The 17,590-nt window shown below is 59.8% G+C and carries 17 protein-coding genes; 7 read left to right on the forward strand and 10 right to left on the reverse strand.

The genetic code is table 11. The features are described from left to right. Positions 1-5 precede the first annotated feature (5 nt). The 8 genes from CO657_RS24080 to CO657_RS24115 are packed head-to-tail and all read right to left on the reverse strand — an operon-like array spanning position 6 to position 7,532. Positions 6-716: a haloacid dehalogenase type II gene (locus CO657_RS24080; protein ID WP_054185500.1), complete on the reverse strand. Its 711-nt coding sequence runs from the start codon at positions 714-716 to the stop codon at positions 6-8. Beyond that, positions 713-1,042 carry a putative quinol monooxygenase gene (locus tag CO657_RS24085; protein ID WP_054185501.1) on the reverse strand — a complete coding sequence of 110 codons (330 nt, stop codon included), beginning with the start codon at positions 1,040-1,042 and terminating at the stop codon, positions 713-715. Before CO657_RS24085 ends, CO657_RS24080 begins: the two co-directional genes overlap by 4 nt. Next, positions 1,039-2,154, reverse strand: coding sequence for an isocitrate/isopropylmalate dehydrogenase family protein (locus CO657_RS24090; protein WP_054185502.1), 1,116 nt, complete (start codon positions 2,152-2,154; stop codon positions 1,039-1,041). The genes CO657_RS24085 and CO657_RS24090 overlap by 4 nt, the downstream gene beginning before the upstream one ends. Before the next feature lie 12 nt (positions 2,155-2,166). Further along, positions 2,167-2,877, reverse strand: coding sequence for a GntR family transcriptional regulator (locus CO657_RS24095; protein WP_040113969.1), 711 nt, complete (start codon positions 2,875-2,877; stop codon positions 2,167-2,169). A 28-nt stretch (positions 2,878-2,905) separates the two neighbouring features. Then, positions 2,906-3,766 (reverse strand): NAD-dependent epimerase/dehydratase family protein, encoded by an 861-nt coding sequence (locus CO657_RS24100; protein WP_054185503.1) that lies wholly within the window; start codon positions 3,764-3,766, stop codon positions 2,906-2,908. Between the two features lie 29 nt (positions 3,767-3,795). Then, positions 3,796-4,773, reverse strand: coding sequence for an ABC transporter permease (locus CO657_RS24105; protein WP_054185504.1), 978 nt, complete (start codon positions 4,771-4,773; stop codon positions 3,796-3,798). After that, a complete protein-coding gene (locus CO657_RS24110) occupies positions 4,763-6,346 on the reverse strand; it encodes a sugar ABC transporter ATP-binding protein (RefSeq protein ID WP_054185505.1) in 1,584 nt (527 codons plus the stop codon). The genes CO657_RS24105 and CO657_RS24110 overlap by 11 nt, the downstream gene beginning before the upstream one ends. Positions 6,347-6,401: 55 nt before the next feature. After that, the gene (locus CO657_RS24115) at positions 6,402-7,532 is read right to left on the reverse strand and encodes a substrate-binding domain-containing protein (RefSeq protein ID WP_054185506.1); all 1,131 of its coding nucleotides are present in this window, start codon (positions 7,530-7,532) and stop codon (positions 6,402-6,404) included. 425 nt (positions 7,533-7,957) lie between these two features. On the opposite strand from CO657_RS24115, the gene tkt reads away from it, so the two are divergent. Genes tkt through derI form a run of 5 tightly spaced genes read left to right on the forward strand, consistent with a single transcriptional unit; the run spans position 7,958 to position 13,323 of the window. Continuing rightward, on the forward strand, positions 7,958-9,967 hold the full coding sequence (gene tkt, locus CO657_RS24120) for a transketolase (RefSeq protein ID WP_054185507.1): 2,010 nt from the start codon (positions 7,958-7,960) through the stop codon (positions 9,965-9,967). After that, positions 9,964-10,986, forward strand: a complete 1,023-nt coding sequence (locus CO657_RS24125; RefSeq protein ID WP_054185508.1) for a class 1 fructose-bisphosphatase — start codon at positions 9,964-9,966, stop codon at positions 10,984-10,986. The genes tkt and CO657_RS24125 overlap by 4 nt, the downstream gene beginning before the upstream one ends. Positions 10,987-10,992: 6 nt before the next feature. Continuing rightward, the gene (fba, locus tag CO657_RS24130; protein ID WP_054185509.1) at positions 10,993-12,042 is read left to right on the forward strand and encodes a class II fructose-bisphosphate aldolase; all 1,050 of its coding nucleotides are present in this window, start codon (positions 10,993-10,995) and stop codon (positions 12,040-12,042) included. 42 nt (positions 12,043-12,084) lie between these two features. Further along, positions 12,085-12,855: a triose-phosphate isomerase gene (locus CO657_RS24135; RefSeq protein WP_054185510.1), complete on the forward strand. Its 771-nt coding sequence runs from the start codon at positions 12,085-12,087 to the stop codon at positions 12,853-12,855. Between the two features lie 12 nt (positions 12,856-12,867). Next, the gene (gene derI / locus CO657_RS24140) at positions 12,868-13,323 is read left to right on the forward strand and encodes a D-erythrulose-4-phosphate isomerase (protein ID WP_054185511.1); all 456 of its coding nucleotides are present in this window, start codon (positions 12,868-12,870) and stop codon (positions 13,321-13,323) included. 218 nt (positions 13,324-13,541) lie between these two features. Here derI and CO657_RS24145 read toward each other — a convergent pair whose 3' ends face one another. Together CO657_RS24145 and CO657_RS24150 are read right to left on the reverse strand one after the other, a co-directional pair. Continuing rightward, entirely contained in the window at positions 13,542-14,243 is a 702-nt protein-coding gene (locus CO657_RS24145) for a FadR/GntR family transcriptional regulator (RefSeq protein ID WP_018328838.1), read from the reverse strand. 98 nt (positions 14,244-14,341) lie between these two features. After that, positions 14,342-15,136: an SDR family NAD(P)-dependent oxidoreductase gene (locus tag CO657_RS24150; RefSeq protein ID WP_054185512.1), complete on the reverse strand. Its 795-nt coding sequence runs from the start codon at positions 15,134-15,136 to the stop codon at positions 14,342-14,344. Between the two features lie 178 nt (positions 15,137-15,314). Here CO657_RS24150 and CO657_RS24155 point away from each other — a divergent pair, with 178 nt between their 5' ends. Both CO657_RS24155 and CO657_RS24160 read left to right on the forward strand, forming a co-directional pair. Further along, positions 15,315-16,640 carry a four-carbon acid sugar kinase family protein gene (locus tag CO657_RS24155; RefSeq protein WP_245293028.1) on the forward strand — a complete coding sequence of 442 codons (1,326 nt, stop codon included), beginning with the start codon at positions 15,315-15,317 and terminating at the stop codon, positions 16,638-16,640. Positions 16,641-16,650: 10 nt separating this feature from the next. Beyond that, on the forward strand, positions 16,651-17,538 hold the full coding sequence (locus CO657_RS24160; RefSeq protein ID WP_018328841.1) for a beta-keto acid cleavage family enzyme: 888 nt from the start codon (positions 16,651-16,653) through the stop codon (positions 17,536-17,538). Positions 17,539-17,590: the final 52 nt, after the last annotated feature.

The following is a 17,590-nucleotide window of genomic DNA, read 5'->3' on the forward strand; positions in this document are numbered from 1 at the left end:
CTCTTCTAGCATCCGAGTTGTCGAGCGAGGTCTTCGAGATCGTCGGCGACGTAATCCCAGCCCTGCTCGGCTGTGAGGTCGGTGGTCTGACCCTCGCCGTATTCGGTGGGTCTTGCGATGAATGCGGTTCTAAGGCCAAGGCTGCGCGCGGCGGCAAGGTCGTAGTTGTGGGCAGCGCACATCATGACGGCCCCGGGCTCCAGATAAAGGAGTTTGCAGACCCCGAGGTAGGTCTCCGGATCGGGCTTGTAGTGCTGGAAAAGCTCGCAGGAAAACACGTTGTCCCAGGGCAAGTCGGCATGCTTTGCCATGTTGACGAGAATCGCGACATTGGCGTTGGACAGCGGGCCGATGATAAACTTCGACTTCAGCCGGTGCAGCCCGCGCGATGCGTCGGGCCAGCCGTCCAGGCGATGCCAGACCCTGTTGACGTGCATCATCCGGTCGTGGTCGAGTTCGGCCAGTCCCATCTCTGCGAACACTGCCTTCAAGGCATCGAAGTGGAGTTCGTCCAGGTTCGTCCACGGCAACTCGCCGCTGCGCACCCGCGCCTTCTGGGGATTGTAACGGTCTCGCCAGCGGTCGACGAGGCCGGCCCAGTCGATCTGCAGGCCCTCCGCCGCGCCCCAGCCGGTGAGATCGCGGATGATGGAAGCCCGCCAGTCGACGACCGTGCCGAACGTGTCGAAGACAATGGCCTTGACGCCGCTAGTCATCTAGCGCCCTCCTTCTTGCGGGACGAAACGCGCTCGAACGTTTCCACTCGCTTTTCGGCCACCCAGTCTCGAACCATCGCATCAAAGCTCAGAAAGTGCGGCGTCTTCAGGTGGAAGTCGAAATCGGCTCTTGAACCGTAGACTTCATAGAGGTAGGTGCGCTCCGGCCGCTCAGGATCGCGGCAAACATCGAACACTTCGCAGTTCGGTTCGTCGCGTAGCGACGTCGCGGCATTCTCGATCATCTCCGCATGGAAATTATCGGCGAACTGGCTTTGAACGACGAACTCTACGACCACGACGAAGCCTGTGGATGCCGGACTCATGCGACCTCCTTGCGAACGGCACCCAGAGCGCCGATCACGCTGCGCGTCATTTCCGCGCAATTGGCGCTTCCGCCATACTCCATTGGAACCGCGGTCTTGGTCGACAAGGTGTGTTCGACCGCCGCCTCGATCAGCCCGGCGGCGTCAGCAAGCCGCTGATCGCCGTGCTTTACCGCCAGCCAGTCGAGCATCATCGCTCCCGACAGGAACATTGCGCCCGGATTGGCAACGCCCTTGCCCGCGATATCGGGAGCGGTCCCGTGTGCCGGCTGGAAGAGGCCGTGGGTATCACCGATGTCCGCCGAAGGGGCCATCCCCATGCCGCCGATCAGGCCGGCCGCAAGGTCGGAAAGGATGTCGCCGAACATGTTCTCGGTCACCAGCACGTCGAGCGTCCACGGCTTCTTCACCATGTTGAGCGCCAGCGCGTCGACATAGGCATAGTCCTTCTGCAACTCGGGGTGCTTGGCGGCGATCTCATCGAAGACCTTCCGGAAGAAAGCCATCGAACTGAAGACATTCGCCTTGTCGACGCAGGTCACCGTGCCGGGCTTGCCGCGACGTTTGCGCTGGGCGGCGAGCTGGAAAGCGAATTCGGTTACGCGCTCGGTGCCGGCCCGCGTGATCTGCATCGTGTCGTAGGCCTCCTGGTCGTTCAGGACCTCGCCGCGGCCGCGCGCATAAAACAAGCCTTCTGTCTGCTCGCGGACCAGCACGAAGTCAATTCCTTCGGCGCGAGGATCGGAAAGCACTTTCGGGAGACCGGGAAACCACCGGATCGGACGGACACCCGCAAATAGGCCGAACTCCATGCGCAGGTCGAGCTGCGGAATGATTTCCGTTCCGTCCGGGAAGCGGATGTCGGGCCAGCCCATCGCGCCGAAGAGGATTGCGTCGGATGTCCGGCAGGCCTCGAGCGCGGCGGCGGGCAGGGCCTCGCCGGTTTCCGCGTAGTACTGCGCACCGGCCTGATGCGTCTCGAACACGAGCGGTGGCGCGCCCGCCTGGCCGACGGCGGCGTCGATCAATTCCAGGCAGGCAGGCATGACTTCCCTGCCGATCCCGTCGCCGGGAAGGATCGCGATCTTGAGGGTGTTGTTCAACGATGACATTTGAAACCTGTCCTAGAGGTGGTTGAGGCCGAGGCGCTCGAGGAGGTCGAGCAGTTCCTTGCCTGCCCGTTCCCGGTGCGCCTTGTGAATGTTTCTTGCTTTTTCGCGGTCGCCTTCGCGGATCGCTTGCACGAGTTCTGCATGTTCGCGGGTTGAGTTAACCGGCTTAGGACGCATCTTCAGCGTCACCATCCTGACGCGATGTGCGCGGTCGATGAAATTGAGGACGACCGACTTGAGCATCTGGTTGCCGCCAAGTTCAAGCAGTTGCTCATGAAATCTCGCGTCCGCCTGCGCCCAGCGCTCCAAGTCATCTTGCGAAAGCGCATGGTCCATGTCGGCCGTCGCCTTTTCGAGACCGCGAAGCTGATCCTCGGAAAGCTGGCGGCTGGCGGCCAGCTCTGCAGCCGTACTTTCCAGCGACGTCAGGATTTCATAAATTTCTTTCATGTCAGAAATAGAAATCGGCAGAACCCGCATTCCATGCCTCGGGATAACCGAGACAAGTCCGTCCTGCTGCAGGCGCATGAGCGCCTCCCTCACGGGCGTCCGGCTCATTCCCAACTGGGACGCGACTTCCTGTTCGGTCGCCTGGTAACCGGGTGCCCACTTGTTATCCAGGATGAGCTGCCGCAACCGAAGGTGCGCTGTCGCGGTCATTGTTTTCGCGAAGGCGTCCTCTTTGATCTCTGAGACCGGTGCTGTCTGTTTCCTGGTCGGCATTTTCTTTCCCTTCAAGCTGGCTGATTTCTCAGGAGCCTACATATTTTCGCCAGCTATGTTCAGGCTGGTATCCGAGAACGCTCTTTGCTTTGTCGATGGACAGCAGGGTTTCGTTCTTCCCGATCTGCTTCTTGAACGGCACCCCCGGATACCACTTGCTGACGAGTTCCTCGTTGGAGGTGGTCATGACCCCATCGTCGTTTGCGATGATGAAGACCTCGGCACCTTTGCCGCTCCACTCGAGCGAGCGTCGGATCGCCTGTGCCCCGTCGCGGGCGTCGATATAGGTCCAAAGGTTGAAGCGCCTGCTGCCAGGGTCCTTCTCGAAGGCCGGAAAGTCGGCATACTCGCTCTCGTCCATAACGTTGGAGAAGCGTAGGCAAACAATCTTGAGCTGGCTGTCCCAGCGGCAATACTGCTTTGCCATCTCCTCGCCGAGATGCTTTGACAGGGAATAGGACGTTTCCGGGCGCGACTGGTAATTCTCGTCCGCCGGCAGATAGTCAGGCTTGATCTCGTAAGGGATGCCGAGCAGGGTCTCGCTCGACGCCCACACGATGTTCTTGATGCCGAGCAATCGGCATGACTCGAAAACATTGAACGTCGAGATGGTGTTAACCCGGAAAACGTCAGCAGGAGCAACTCGTCCCGGCATCGGCACAGCGGCTAGATGGACGACGGCTTCAGTGTTGCGATTGTGGTCCCAATCAAAGCCACTGATCGCCTCGATCGTGGCGCGCATATCCTCGAAATCGACCTTGACGAACGGGCAGAGGTTTTCTGGCGGAGCGATGGTATCCGCGTTGATGACGTCGTGGCCACTTTCAATCAGATGCTTGATCGTGGCTCTACCCAATTTGCCGCTGCCGCCTGTTACTAAAACTCTCATATCGTAATACCTCCGTAGAACCTTCCTCGTTAGCGGCTTCGGCCGACCGCGACGGCCAAGATGATGAGCATTCCACGTGCGATGAGCTGCTGGCTGTAGTCGAGGCCGCCAAGGATAAGACCGTTGTTGATGACACCGATGAGCAGGGCACCGACGATGGAACCGATCACGGTGCCGCGTCCGCCGAATAGGCTGGTGCCGCCGAGAACCACGGCTGCAATGACAGACAGCTCGTCGCCTTCGCCAAGCTGGAAGCGTCCAGACTGCAGGCGTCCGGCATAGAGCATGCCCGCGATTGCAGCGGCCATCCCCGTCAGTAGCAGCACCTGGAACTTGATTTTCCGGACATCGACGCCGCTGTAGCGAGCCGCGATCGAGTTTCCGCCTGCCGACATGACCTTGCGGCCGAACGGTGTCTTGCGGAGCGCGATATGGGCGATGATGCCCAGAACGGCGACCCAGATAACGAGGACAGGAACAGGACCGATGTTGCCCGAACCAAAGACGAAAATGAACGTGTCGTTGATGATCGGAACAGGCGAGGTGCCGCTCACCCACATTCCGACCCCTCGCGCGATCCCCATCATGCCGAGCGTCACCAAGAACGACGGGATGTTGAGATAGGCAGTTAGGCCGCCGTTTATGGCGCCTACCAGCAGCCCGAGGGCCAAGCCCGCGAGAATGCCGGGGAACAGACCATACTGGCTCAGCACCAGGCCAGCGACCACCGACGACAGTCCCGCAATGGCTCCGACGGAGAGGTCGATCTCGCCCGCCGAGAGAACGAACGACATTGCCATGGAAACGATGGCGACGATCGCAGTCTGCCGCAGGATGTTGAGCAGGTTGTTTGAAGATAGGAATCCGCGATCCTGCAGCAGGATGGCGAAGACGATGAAGATGACGACGAAGCCGATGTAGACGACGTAGTCGCGCCAGTTGCTGTGCCACGGCCGCATGTGGGTTGCATCCGCCTCTGTGTTCAATGTCTTGGCTTCAGTGGACATTTTGGGTTGCCTTCTGAATCGCGACCTGCAGACCGAGTTCGGTGCGGATCAGCGGAGATTGAGTTTCGTCGCCGGCAATCGTGGCCCAGCTCTCGATTTCGTCGCGCTCGATTTCGCGCGCGAGTCGTCCGTTGTTCATGACAAGGATGCGGTCGCTCGTTGCCAGAAGCTCGGCAGGTTCCGACGAGATGACGATGACGGACTTCCCGGAGGAGGCGACGGTCCGAATGATTTCTACGATCTCGGCCTTTGAACCGATGTCGACGCCTGCTGTCGGTTCGTCGAGAATGACAACCGAGGGATCAACCGCCAGCCATTTGGCGATAACGATCTTCTGCTGGTTGCCGCCGGAAAGGTTCCTGACCTTGTTGTCAGCGGACGGCGTCTTGATCCGCAATTGCTTGATGAGATCGGAGGTCAGCGTTCCCTCGCGTCGACGGTCGATGAAGGGACCGCGGACGAGCTGACCGATCTGCGGCAGTCCAAGATTATCGCCGACGCTGTGCTCGACAACCAGACCTTCCTCGTGGCGGCTCTCTGGAACAAGCACGATGCCCGCCTTAATGGCATCCGAAGGCGACTTGAACTCAACGGCAGTGCCTCCGAGTTCTACGGTTCCCGCAGTTTTCTTATCGACGCCGAAAAGGAGGCGGGCAAGCTCGCTCCGGCCCGCGCCCATGAGGCCTGCTATTCCCACAATCTCGCCCTTGTGGAGGTCGAAGCTGACATCGCTGGGTTTTCCCGAGGGGCCCGAAAGGCCACGTACGCTCAGCGCGGGTTTGCCGCTGCGATCAATAGGTCGCGCCTGGTATTGGAAGCCGGTGACACGCTTGCCGACCATGTGCTGCACGATCGAGTCGAGCGTGAATTCGGATGTCTTCCCGGAGGTCACGTTCTGACCGTCGCGCAGTATTGTAATCTCGTCGGCGATGGTCATGATCTCGGTCATGCGATGCGAAACGTAGATCACGGCTGTTCCCGCCGCAGTGAGCTTATTCAACATGCCGAACAGAGTATCGGCTTCCTGTGCGCTCAGCGACGAGGTTGGTTCGTCGAGGATAAGGATCCTGGCGTCCTGGTGGATGGCCTTGGCGATTTCGGTCAGCTGGGCCTGGCCGGGGCTGAGTTCAAAAACAGGTGTCCTCGGATCAACCCTGAGGTTGAGCTGGCCGATGATCTCGGCTGCCTGTGCGATTTCCCTGCGCTCGTCGACCAAGATCGACAGGCGGCGGGGCTCCCGGTTCAGGAAAATGTTCTGGGCGACCGAGAGGGTGGGGATCAGGCTGAGGTCCTGGAAGATCATCTCGATGCCGAGCCTACGGGAATTCTCCGGAGAGCTTGACGACATGTGCTCGCCAAAAACCTCGATGGATCCCTCCGTGGGTGTGACCACACCCTGCAGGATCTTCAACAGGGTAGACTTGCCGGCACCATTTTCGCCGACCAGCGCATGGATTGTCCCGGGTTGGATCGTCAGGCTGACACCGCGCAGTGCGTGCACGCCGCCAAACGATTTCCTCACGTCGCTCATCCTGACGGCGGCGAGGGTTTCGGTGACTGCTTGAGTGTTCATGGTCGTTGTCCGCCGCTTTGGGACGGGGAGCGGGCGGAGCCGCTCCCGCGCACCGTTAGTTCATTGCGTCGGTGAGAATCTTCGGAGCCTGGTCGCCGTTCGACTGCGGCCACGCCTCGATCAGGTTATCGCGGGTTACGGCAAGGGCCGGGAGCACGACGTAGGGAGGTGCGTCCTTTCCGAGAAGGGCGTATCCCGCAAGGATGCCCTCGGCATAGCCGGCGCCGTACGGACGCTGGGAGCCCGTTCCCTTGACGTAACCCTTCTTAGCCATGTCGATCGAGATGTTGACGCCAAGGTCGCAAGTGGTGATGACGAGGTTCTTGGACGCGCCCGCTGCGCGCGCCGCTGACAGGACGCCTTCCGTTGGAACGTCCCACACGGCCCAGATGCCATTGAGGTTGGGGTGCGCCGTCAGCATTGCGGAGGCGACGCGCTCGGATTCGCTTGAGAAATCGGGGCCTCCGACACCGGTCTCCTGGACGACCTTGATATCGGGATAATCCTTGATCGCTTCCTTGAAGCCGACAACGCGTTCTTTCGTGGCAAAAAGGTCGGACGCATGCGGGATGAGACCGATTTCGCCCTTGCCGTCGAGCGCCTTCGCCATGAGGAGGGCGGCGACCTTGCCCATCCCGCGGTTGTCGGAGGAAACCAAGCTCACGTAGTCCTTGCCTGCGGTCATTCCAGCCCCAGTCTGGTCGAGAAAGATGATCTTGATGCCAGCGGCAGCAGCTTTCTTGTATGCTGCGGCGGTGGCTGACTGTTCGGCGGGAACGGTGATCATGACATCAGGTTTGAGCGCCATGACGCTTTCGATGTCTGAAACTTGCTGCTCCGCGCGATATCCAGCATCAGTCGTCGCAACGATTTCGACGCCGAGCTCTTCCAGAGCCTTCTTTTGCCCGGCCATCTGGGCCTTGGCCCAGTCAGACGCCGTGTAGTGCATCACAATGGCCGCTTTGGCGTGCTTCGTCTTGATCTTTTCGATCTCTTCGGCAGATAGCTTCAGGTCGCTCGCGAGGGTCGCTCTCTCGCCGTTGGGCCCGCTTGCCGGGTGACTTTCAATATCCTTGATCTGTTTATCGATATCGACCGCGAAAGCGCTTGGCGCATAGGCTGCGCTACCGCCGAGGGCGGCGGCAAGGGCGATCATCTGTAGGGACTTGCGCATCGTCAAAGGCATTTTGGTTCCTCCCATCAAAGCCTAGTGAGTTCCTTGAATTCAATAACGTATACGTTAATGCATTTGTAAAAGCTGTCAACTTAAGAAATGTCGGGAAACATCGGCGAACCGAATTGAACATTCCCCATTTGGGATGGTTTCATCCATTCTCGAATGCTCAACGCGGTAGTGATCACGTTGATCATCTTGTCCGTTTGCCACCAAACGGATCGAGGCAGACCGCCCCGTGAAAGCGACCTGGGCTGATCCTTCCGGCTCCCGATCGACGTGGTAGCCAATAAAAGCTATTGCGCAAATACTGAGGTATAAGGTATGAGGTATGATGACCGTCTTTTTTCGCGGCAGAATGTGATATTGTTATATTTATCGCATACAATACGTGATTTTGTGATGTCCGGAAAAGTGCGCCACATTGGTCGCGTTTTATGAGGGAGGAAGAATTGACAGCAGCAGTTTCGATCCGCGATCTCGCGAGCGCTATCCGAGTCCTGTCAATTGACGCGGTTGAGGCCGCAAAGTCCGGGCACCCCGGAATGCCCATGGGCATGGCTGATGCGGCGGCGGTGCTGTTCGGCCGGCACCTCAAGTTCGATTCAAGCGAACCTGGCTGGCCGGACCGCGATCGTTTCGTCCTGTCGAACGGCCATGGCTCGATGCTGCTCTACAGCCTTCTGCACCTCACCGGGTACGAAGACATGACGATTGAGGAGGTTCGCAACTTCCGCCAATGGGGCTCCAAAACGCCAGGTCATCCCGAATACGGCCACACCGCTGGTGTCGAGGCGACCACCGGGCCGCTCGGACAGGGGATCGCGTCGGCTGTCGGAATGGCGATCGCGGAGCGGCGCCTATCAACGGAATTTGGCGCAGCACTTGTCGATCACCGGACCTACGTCTTCTGTGGAGATGGATGTCTCATGGAAGGCGTTGGTCAGGAAGCTGCTTCGCTGGCCGGCCACCTTCAGCTCGGCAAGTTGATCGTCCTCTACGACGATAACTCCATTACCATCGATGGCTCGACCGCAATCGCGTTTTCGGAAGATGTGCTCGCGAGGTTCGACGCATACGGATGGCACACACAGCGCGTTGACGGTCATGATCCGGACGCGATCGACGCGGCGATCTCGCAGGCGAAGGTGGAAGCAACCAGGCCATCCCTCATCGCTCTGAAAACCATTATCGGATACGGCTCTCCGTCAAGGGCAGGAACAAGCTCTGTACATGGTGCACCGCTCGGCGCCGACGAAGCCGCCGCGACAAAGGCAGCCTATGGCTGGACGGCGGACGCTTTCGCGATTCCTGCTCCGATCCTCAAAACTTGGCGCGAAGTCGGCGCGAAGGGCGCCCAGGCGCGCAAGGACTGGCAAGCGCGGCTCGAAGCAGCGGGCGCAGATGTCAGAAGTGAGTTTCAACGCCGCACCGCCGGCTCATTGCCGGCGCGATACGCCGAAGCGGTGAACGCCGCCAAGGCAAAGCTGCTCGACAAGCCGCAATCAGTGGCAACGCGTAAGGCAAGCCAGATCGCACTGGAAGCGCTGACGGAGCTGCTTCCCGAAATGATCGGCGGGTCCGCTGACCTCACCCACTCTAACCTGACCCGGGTTCCGGCCGTCGACAGCGATTTCACCGCCGCTGCAAGCGGGCGGTATGTCAGCTATGGCGTGAGGGAGTTCGCCATGGCCGCCGCGATGAACGGCATGGCGGCTCACGGCGGTGTCATACCCTATGGCGGCACGTTCCTCGTCTTCTCCGATTATTGCCGCAACGCCATTCGTGTGGCGGCTCTGATGGGCGTCCGCTCTATCTTCGTGATGACACATGATTCGATCGGTCTTGGCGAAGACGGTCCGACCCACCAGCCCGTCGAGCATCTCGCCAGCCTCAGGGCAATGCCGAACTTGCATGTATTCCGGCCCGCGGACACCATCGAGACGCTGGAATGCTGGGATCTTGCAATAACCAGCAAGAACACGCCGTCGGTTCTGGCGCTCTCGCGGCAGAATGTCCCACAACTGCGCACCCAGCGTGACGGCATCAATCGCTGCGCACGGGGAGCCTATGTGCTGCGGGAAGCCAGCAGCGAACGTGCCATCACAATCATCGCCACCGGAACGGAGGTCGCGCTTGCGATCCAGGCGGCTGAAGAGCTTGAGGCTGAAAACTTTCCGGCCGCGGTCGTTTCGATGCCGAGCTGGGATCTTTTCGAACAACAGCCCAAAGACTACCGCAGCTCGGTCCTCGGGAAGGCACCGCGCATTGCCGTGGAAGCGCTCTCGAAGTTCGGCTGGACCAGGTATGTCGACAGCGAAGACGACGTGATCGGGATGTCCGGCTTCGGAGCGTCTGCGCCGGCCGAGACGCTATACGAGCAATTCGGGATCACGCGTGACGCAATCGTCACGCGCGCCCTAGCAAGGATAAGGGGCAAGCAATGAGCGCGCCGGCGACACTCGGAAATGACGATGCGCGCGTCCAGTATGGTTCTGTCGATGAGTACCTCTCGGCCTGGGCTGGTGAGGATGTGTCCCGTCAGGGGGTGGCGGCTCTAATAAACGGTGTGTTGGATGCCGCCGGTCTTTTATCCGCACGCATCGCGGCGGGTTCCCTGGAGGGCGATCCGGCCCGGCTTGTCGGATCAAATACCGGCGGTGATGCGCAAAAGGCAATCGACATCGCGTCGCACGAGTTGTTCATCGAAATACTCGCAAGCGCAGGCGCTGCCAGGGTCCTGTCCGAGGAGGCCGATGCGCCAGTTATGCTCAATGGCCAGCGCTTTGCGGTCGCAATCGATCCGATCGACGGTTCAGGCAATGTCGGGCTGGGCACGCCCGTCGGCACGATATTCTCGATCATTCCATTCAGCGAAACTGAAGACCCGTTTTTGGCCCCCGGGAAGCGACAAGCCGCCGCCGGTTATGTCTCATTCGGCAGTACGGTCGATCTGGGTTTCTCGGTCGGAGAGGGTGTGCTGCTGGCGACAATGCATCCCCAAACCGGCGAGTTCCTGATCGTCAAAAGGCAGGTTCAGATACCTCGGGACACAAGCGAACTTGCGTATAACGCTTCCAACCACCGTCACCTTCACCCTGCTATGAGCCTGTACCTCCAGGATTGTCTGGCTGGCAAGGAGGGAGCGCGTGGCCGCGATTTCAACATGCGCTGGCTCGGATCGGCAGTCGGAGAGCTCCACCGGGTCCTGATCAGGGGCGGTGTGTTCTTCTACGCCGGCGACAAGCGACCGGGCTTTGAAAATGGGCGCCTTCGTCTGGTGTATGAAGCAAATCCGATCGCGTTCCTGATGGAGCAGGCCGGTGGGCGGGCCACCGACGGCACGACCGCAATTCTGGACAAGATCCCAACCTCTCACCATTGCCGCACGCCGCTCGTTTTCGGTTCGGCGACGGAGGTCGACCTGATCGCAAGCTATCTCGATTCCAATCCAACCAGCGAGTGACACTTCATGGCCAGGATTACTCTCCGCCAGCTGCTGGATGATGCCGCCGAACACGGCTACGGCGTCCCGGCGTTCAACATCAACAACATGGAACAGGCGCTTGCCATCATGGAAGCGGCCGCTGCAACGGATTCGCCTGTCATCCTGCAGGCGAGCCGCGGGGCCCGAGCCTACGTCAACGACATCATGCTCAAGCACATGATGGATGCGGTGACGGAGATCTATCCCAATATCCCCGTTTGCGTCCATCTTGACCACGGAAACGAACCGAGCACCTGCGTCACTGCGATCCAGCACGGCTTTACTTCCGTCATGATGGACGGATCGATCCTTGCTGACGGGAAAACCGCGGCCGACTGGGACTACAACGTCAAGGTCACGAGAAGCGTCAGCGACACGGCCCATTGGGCAGGGGTTTCGGTGGAAGGAGAGCTTGGCGTTCTGGGCTCGCTTGAGACCGGTACGGGCGAGGCAGAAGACGGTCATGGTGTCGAAGGCAAGCTCGATCCGCATCAGCTTTTGACCGATCCGGAGGAAGCCGCGAAGTTTGTCGAAGAGACCAAGGTTGACGCGCTTGCCGTCGCGATGGGCACCAGCCATGGCGCCTATAAGTTCTCACGTCGCCCTGACGGAGACGTCCTTGCAATGGATGTTATCGAGGCGATCCACCGGAAACTCCCGAACACGCACCTCGTCATGCATGGTTCTTCGAGCGTGCCGGAGGAGTTGCAGGAAATTTTCAATCGTTTCGGCGGCCGGATGAAGCCAACCTGGGGCGTGCCGCTCGAGGAAATCCTGCGCGGCATTCGGCATGGGGTGCGAAAGGTCAACATTGACACGGATTGCCGCATGGCAATGACGGGGCAGGTGCGCAGAGTGCTGGCCGAAGATCCGACAGAATTCGACCCTCGCAAATATTTGAAGCCCGCAATGATGGCGCTTTCGAAGCTTTGTCGCGAAAGATTCGAAGCTTTCGGAACGGCAGGGCGCGCAAGCTCCATCAACGTTGTGCCGCTCGCGGAAATGGCGAAGCGGTATCGAGCCGGCTCGCTCTAGTCGGCCAACAGCCATTTGAACGCAAACGTGGTGAAGCGGGACATGACCGAGAAGAAAACCCTCTGGATTGGCACCAGCTGGAAGATGAACAAGACGCTTGCCGATGCCGCGCAGTTCGCGCACGGTCTCAGGGCCGCAGACACCACGTCCCATCCCCGCATCCAGCGCTTTGTCATCCCTCCTTTCACTGTTGTCCGAGAAGTGAAGACCACGTTGGCGGGCACGTCGGTGAAGGTCGGCGCGCAGAACATGCACTGGGACGACGAGGGCGCCTGGACGGGCGAGATTTCCCCCGTGATGCTTAAGGACTGCAACCTCGACATCGTCGAACTTGGTCACTCCGAGAGGCGTGAACATTTCGGCGAGACAGACGTGACGGTAGGGCTGAAAGTCGAGGCGGCGGTTCGCCACGGCTTGATCCCGCTCATCTGCATAGGGGAGACACTTCCCGAACGCGAGGCCGGGCGAGCCCGCGACGTCCTCGAGCGCCAGGTTCGCGGCGCATTGGGAAGCCTTTCCACCCACCAGAAGGAAAAACCGATACTGCTTGCCTACGAGCCTGTTTGGGCCATTGGCGTCAATGGGATCCCCGCGACAGTGGACTACGCCGACGCCCGCCAGGCCGAGATCATCGCGTTCGCGGAAGCCGTGCTCGGCCGGCGCATTCCCTGCCTCTACGGCGGTTCGGTCAACGCAGACAACTGCGAAGAGCTCATATCCTGCCCTCATGTCGATGGGCTGTTCATCGGCCGCTCCGCCTGGAAGATCGAGGGCTACCTCGACATCCTCGAAAAGTGCGCGGCCAAAATCTGAGGAGTGATTAAGATGAAAGTTGCAGTAGCAGGCGACAGCGCGGGCGAAGGCCTCGCTAAGGTCCTCGCCGATTATCTCAAGGAGCGTTTCGAGGTGTTCGAAGTCTCCCGAACGGACGCCGGTCTCGACGCTTTCTATGCGAACCTCTCCGACAGGATCGCCAACGGCGTGCTTGACGGCACCTATGACAAGGCCATCCTCGTGTGCGGCACCGGGATTGGCGTCTGCATTTCGGCCAACAAGGTACCGGGCATAAGGGCAGCCCTTGCGCACGACACCTACTCCGCCGAGCGGGCGGCGTTGTCGAACAACGCCCAGATCATCACCATGGGCGCCCGCGTCATCGGGCCGGAGCTCGCGAAGTCTATTGTCGACTCCTTCCTCGCCCAGACGTTCGACGCGAACGGTCGCTCGGCGAGCAATGTTGCCGCGATCGACGAGGTCGATACAAAATACCACGCTCGCTAGCGGAGAAGATGTGCAAGCATCTGCTCGCGGTCGACGCGCCAGGCGCAATCAGCCTGGCGCATTAATGTTCTCTGGCAATTTCCCGAACCCAGCAATCAGACCGGGCGGCTTGCGGTATCCGGGGCTTCGCGTCCGCCTTCAGATGCCGCCTGTGATGATCGCAGTGAGACCTGCGCGAAACGCGTGATGCGCTATGCCTTGACGTGATGTCCTGGCTGTCATTTCAACAGCGATGTGCGGAAGTGTTCCATGTTTTCCTCGACGCTCTCGCGGCTGAGGTCACCGGTCTTTCTGTCCCGGATCATCTCAAACATGTGTTCGTGGAGATCGACTGCGCGCCATTTGCCACTGACCTCCAGCGATTTTTGCACCCAAGGCGCGACCATCGTCAGCACGAAGTCGGCGATCACGACGATCAACGGGTTTCCGGCAGCTTTGTATATTGCTCGGTGGAAATCGAGGTCGGCCTTGAGGAGATCTTCGATCGCGGAGTTCGCATCCTCCGACAGCCTTTTTAGTCGGTCGATGCACTCTCTCATTGCGGCGAGGTCTTCGTCCGTACGCCGCAGGGACGCGAGTTCTGAACAGTTGCGGTCGAAAACGTATCGCAGCTCCATCAACATCTCAGGCGTCGAGCTCTGAAGATAGAGCTGAAACATCGCAAGCGGCATCGCCGGAAGGCCTTCGTCCTTACGGATGTAATTTCCAAAGCCATGACGCGTCTCAACAAGACCCGACACCGCGAGCGTTTTGATCGCCTCCCTGATTGGAGTGCGACTGATGCCGAGAAGCTGGGCCAGCTCCTTTTCATTGGGAAGTTTGTCACCAGGCCCAAGGTTGCCTTTGGCAATTTCGCCCGTAATGTAGTCGAGCGCTATGTCCAGCCGGCTTGGGATTTTCTTTGGCTCAACAGACAGCATTCCTGGTCACGCTCCAATCAAATCGAGAAGGTACGAGGTCATACCGCGTTTTGCCGCTTGCGACAAATGCCGAACGTCGAACTGGCCACTTCTCCAGGTTATTCGCTGATTTGTCCCAGCCGCTTCGAGGCTTTCGGATCGAATGGGAACATGAGGCCAGCGGCCAGGAAGCCGCCGTCGACGTTCAGGGTGTGCCCCGTGATATAGGCTGCATCGTCGCTCGCCAGGAACACCGCGGCGTCAGCGATTTCCGATGGTTCGCCATAACGGCGTTGGGGAACGAGCCGATGATAGGCGTCACGCGTTTCGACCGTGTGCATGACTTTTGAGACCTCGGTCAATATCGGACCCGGTGCGATGTTATTCACGTTGATTCCCGATTCGGCGAGTTCCACGGCCATCACCTTCGTGAGAAGTTCGACGCCGGCCTTCGAGGCACCATAGGCCGAACGCCCGACACCGCCCTTTTGACCGGACAGTGAAGCGATGTTGATGATTCTCCCATAGCCTTTGGCGGCCATGATCCGAGCAAAGGCTTGCGCCACGAGGAATGTTCCGGTCAGATTGATCCGGACGACGCGTTCGAATTCCTCTCTCGAGCTGTCGAGAAACAGAGTGGTTGCGCCCACACCCGCGTTGTTAACGAGTATGTCGACTGTGCCAAACCGGCTGATCGTTTCCTTAACGATCGTCTCAACGTCTTCGTTGACGGAAATATCGGCGCGGACGGCCAAAGCCCGCTCCCCAAGCCGCTCGGCGGCTTCGTTCGCCACTTCCAGATCGCGGTCGACGATAGCGACGTTCGCGCCTTCGCGAACATAGGCTTCAGCGATCGCCAGTCCGATCCCCCGGCCAGCGCCTGTCACCACGGCAGTGCGTCCAGAAAGTCTCATCTCGTCGTCCTCCAATTTTCTCGATATGAGGTATAAGGTATAAGGTATGACCTTGACAGAGTTATGAGCTGCTTCTATGAGTATTGTCAAGAGTGAGGCCCGGCTGATGTATGGAGGAAGATATCATCGGCCGGGATATTGGGAGGATCCAATGACATCAGCTGGAAAGCTCAAGGCCGTGTTTTACGGCGACGACTTCACGGGTTCTTCCGAAAACCTGGCGCAGTTCCATCGCAGTGGCGTGAAGGGCAAGCTGTATCTGGCGCGCCCCTCAGCACAGACGGCGGCGACGGACTCTCGGTCTTATGATGTGCTTGGCTTCGCCGGCACCGCACGGGCGTTGTCCGGCGTCGAACTCGACGAGGAGCTTGACAGCGCGTTTTCGATCATGCGCACCCTCGACAGTCCGCTTATCCAATACAAGATCTGCTCGACGTTCGACTCATCGCCCACCGTTGGAAGCTATGGTGCTGTCCTGGCGCGCGCTGCGGCTCACTTCGGCAAGAGGGACGTTCCAGTCCTCGCCGCGACCCCGGACTTCGGGCGCTACACCTGTTTCGGAAACCATTTCGCGCGCTTTGCCGACAGGATAGAGCGGCTGGACCGGCACCCGAGCATGTCGCGCCACCCCAGGACGCCGATGCACGAGGCGGATCTGCGCATGCATCTGGCTGGGCAAACGGATAAGGAATTCGTCAACGTAACGCTTCCCGCGATCCGGAACCGCTCGGCAATGGACGAGAGTGTGTTCAAGGCCTTCCAAGAGGGGGCAGGGGTCATTTTCGATGGGCTCGAAAACGCGGATCTTGCGGCTGTCGCCGATCTGCTCTGGGCGCGATATCCCACACGTCCCATGTTCGCGCTTGCGGCTCAAGGCCTGGCGCAACAACTCGGAGCTCTTTGGGCCCGCTCGGGGCTGCTATCGTCGGCCGAGCCTGTAAAGACGGAGATCGTCGGAGTCGAAAATCTCCTGGTGTTATCAGGCAGCTGTGCTCTGCAAACCGGGCGCCAGATCGCTGTGGCCGAAGCTTCCGGGTGGAAGCTTGTCCACTTGGATGTCTCCAGGATCGCGTCCGACGAACAAGCTACGCCGATTGCCCGGGAGGCTGCTCTTAAGGCGATCGAAGGCCTTGATCGTGGCCGCCCCACAATCATCTACACGGCTCGCGGGGAGACCGGCCGCGTGGCCGGCGGCGATGTTCCCGCGGAACGCTTGGGAGCCATCTACTGCGACGTCGCACGTGCCGTGCGCCGCGCGGTTTCCTTGCCGCGGATCGTCTTTTCAGGCGGCGACAGTTCGAGCTATGCGGTGCGGACAATTGGCGCCGAAGCGCTCGAGATTGCCGTTTTTGACGAGGTACAGAATTGTCACGTCTGCCGTCTTGCCGCACCGGGCGACGCCGACGTCGATGGCCTCGAGGTTATGCTGAAGGGCGGGCAGATCGGTGGCGATGATTTCTTCCTCCGGGCCAAGGCGGGCACTGCGGGTTCGGTGGCGGCATAAGGAGCGGAAGATGCAAAAGAAAATCATCCTCGAAGCCAGGGTTAACGAATACGCGCCGCGGACTTCCAACCCAAATATCCCTTACACCGCCGACGAGATCGTCGAAGCCGCCGTTGCAGCCCGCAAGGCGGGAGCGGCGATCCTGCATTATCATGCCAGGACACCCGACGGCGGAGCGACGAACACCGTAGAAGCAAACGCCGAAATCATCCGCGAAGTCAGGCGGGCGACCGATTTGCTGATCCTGCCCACTCTCGGCTTTATCTCGAATGATGCCGACGCCAAGAAGCGCATCGACACGGTCGCAACCCTGGCATTGGACCCGGCTACGAAGCCAGACATTGCTCCGATCGATACCGGTTCGGCCAATCTCGAGCTTTGGGATGCCGAGACGCGCACGTTCGAAAATCCCGAGCGGTTGTATCTGAACACGACGGAAAGCCTTGCGCATTACGCGCGCACACTGAGCGGAAGAGGCGTGAAGCCGAAGTTGGTCTCATGGTCGGTTGGATTCACGCGTCGCGCCATTGCACTGATGGACGCGGGTCTCGTGAAGGGTCCTGCCTACTTTCTCCTCCACCTGACAGGAGGGCGGTACATCACCGGGCACCCGCCGACCGAGGCTGGTCTTATGGCACATCTTGCATTTCTGCCAGACGACAGGCCGATCGAATGGACGGTCAATTGCCTTGGGGGCAATCTCTTGAACATCGCTCCTGCGATCTGCCGTCTGGGCGGCCACATGGCTATTGGAATAGGCGACTACCCTTATCGTGAGCTCGGTATGCCCACGAACGCGGATGTCATATCGCGCGCTGTCGAGATCGCCCAAAAAGTCGGGCGCGAGCCCGCTACACCCCAAGAGGCACGCGCCATCCTCGAACTCGACGGCGCGTAGAACCAATCCGGCATGCGACCCGCATAGAAGCGGCATAGATTTGGATTTTATG

This window comes from Rhizobium acidisoli, assembly GCF_002531755.2.
GTDB classification, from domain to species: domain Bacteria; phylum Pseudomonadota; class Alphaproteobacteria; order Rhizobiales; family Rhizobiaceae; genus Rhizobium; species Rhizobium acidisoli.

Coding starts and splice junctions, on each gene's coding strand:
- CO657_RS24080 (WP_054185500.1), bottom strand. CDS start 716: ATGACTAGCGGCGTCAAGGCCATTGTCTTCGACACGTTCGGCACGGTC.
- CO657_RS24085 (WP_054185501.1), bottom strand. CDS start 1,042: ATGAGTCCGGCATCCACAGGCTTCGTCGTGGTCGTAGAGTTCGTCGTT.
- CO657_RS24125 (WP_054185508.1), top strand. CDS start 9,964: ATGAGCGCGCCGGCGACACTCGGAAATGACGATGCGCGCGTCCAGTAT.
- CO657_RS24110 (WP_054185505.1), bottom strand. CDS start 6,346: ATGAACACTCAAGCAGTCACCGAAACCCTCGCCGCCGTCAGGATGAGC.
- CO657_RS24100 (WP_054185503.1), bottom strand. CDS start 3,766: ATGAGAGTTTTAGTAACAGGCGGCAGCGGCAAATTGGGTAGAGCCACG.
- CO657_RS24145 (WP_018328838.1), bottom strand. CDS start 14,243: ATGCTGTCTGTTGAGCCAAAGAAAATCCCAAGCCGGCTGGACATAGCG.
- CO657_RS24115 (WP_054185506.1), bottom strand. CDS start 7,532: ATGCCTTTGACGATGCGCAAGTCCCTACAGATGATCGCCCTTGCCGCC.
- CO657_RS24150 (WP_054185512.1), bottom strand. CDS start 15,136: ATGAGACTTTCTGGACGCACTGCCGTGGTGACAGGCGCTGGCCGGGGG.
- CO657_RS24095 (WP_040113969.1), bottom strand. CDS start 2,877: ATGCCGACCAGGAAACAGACAGCACCGGTCTCAGAGATCAAAGAGGAC.
- derI (WP_054185511.1), top strand. CDS start 12,868: ATGAAAGTTGCAGTAGCAGGCGACAGCGCGGGCGAAGGCCTCGCTAAG.
- CO657_RS24090 (WP_054185502.1), bottom strand. CDS start 2,154: ATGTCATCGTTGAACAACACCCTCAAGATCGCGATCCTTCCCGGCGAC.
- CO657_RS24160 (WP_018328841.1), top strand. CDS start 16,651: ATGCAAAAGAAAATCATCCTCGAAGCCAGGGTTAACGAATACGCGCCG.
- CO657_RS24135 (WP_054185510.1), top strand. CDS start 12,085: ATGACCGAGAAGAAAACCCTCTGGATTGGCACCAGCTGGAAGATGAAC.
- fba (WP_054185509.1), top strand. CDS start 10,993: ATGGCCAGGATTACTCTCCGCCAGCTGCTGGATGATGCCGCCGAACAC.
- tkt (WP_054185507.1), top strand. CDS start 7,958: ATGAGGGAGGAAGAATTGACAGCAGCAGTTTCGATCCGCGATCTCGCG.
- CO657_RS24105 (WP_054185504.1), bottom strand. CDS start 4,773: ATGTCCACTGAAGCCAAGACATTGAACACAGAGGCGGATGCAACCCAC.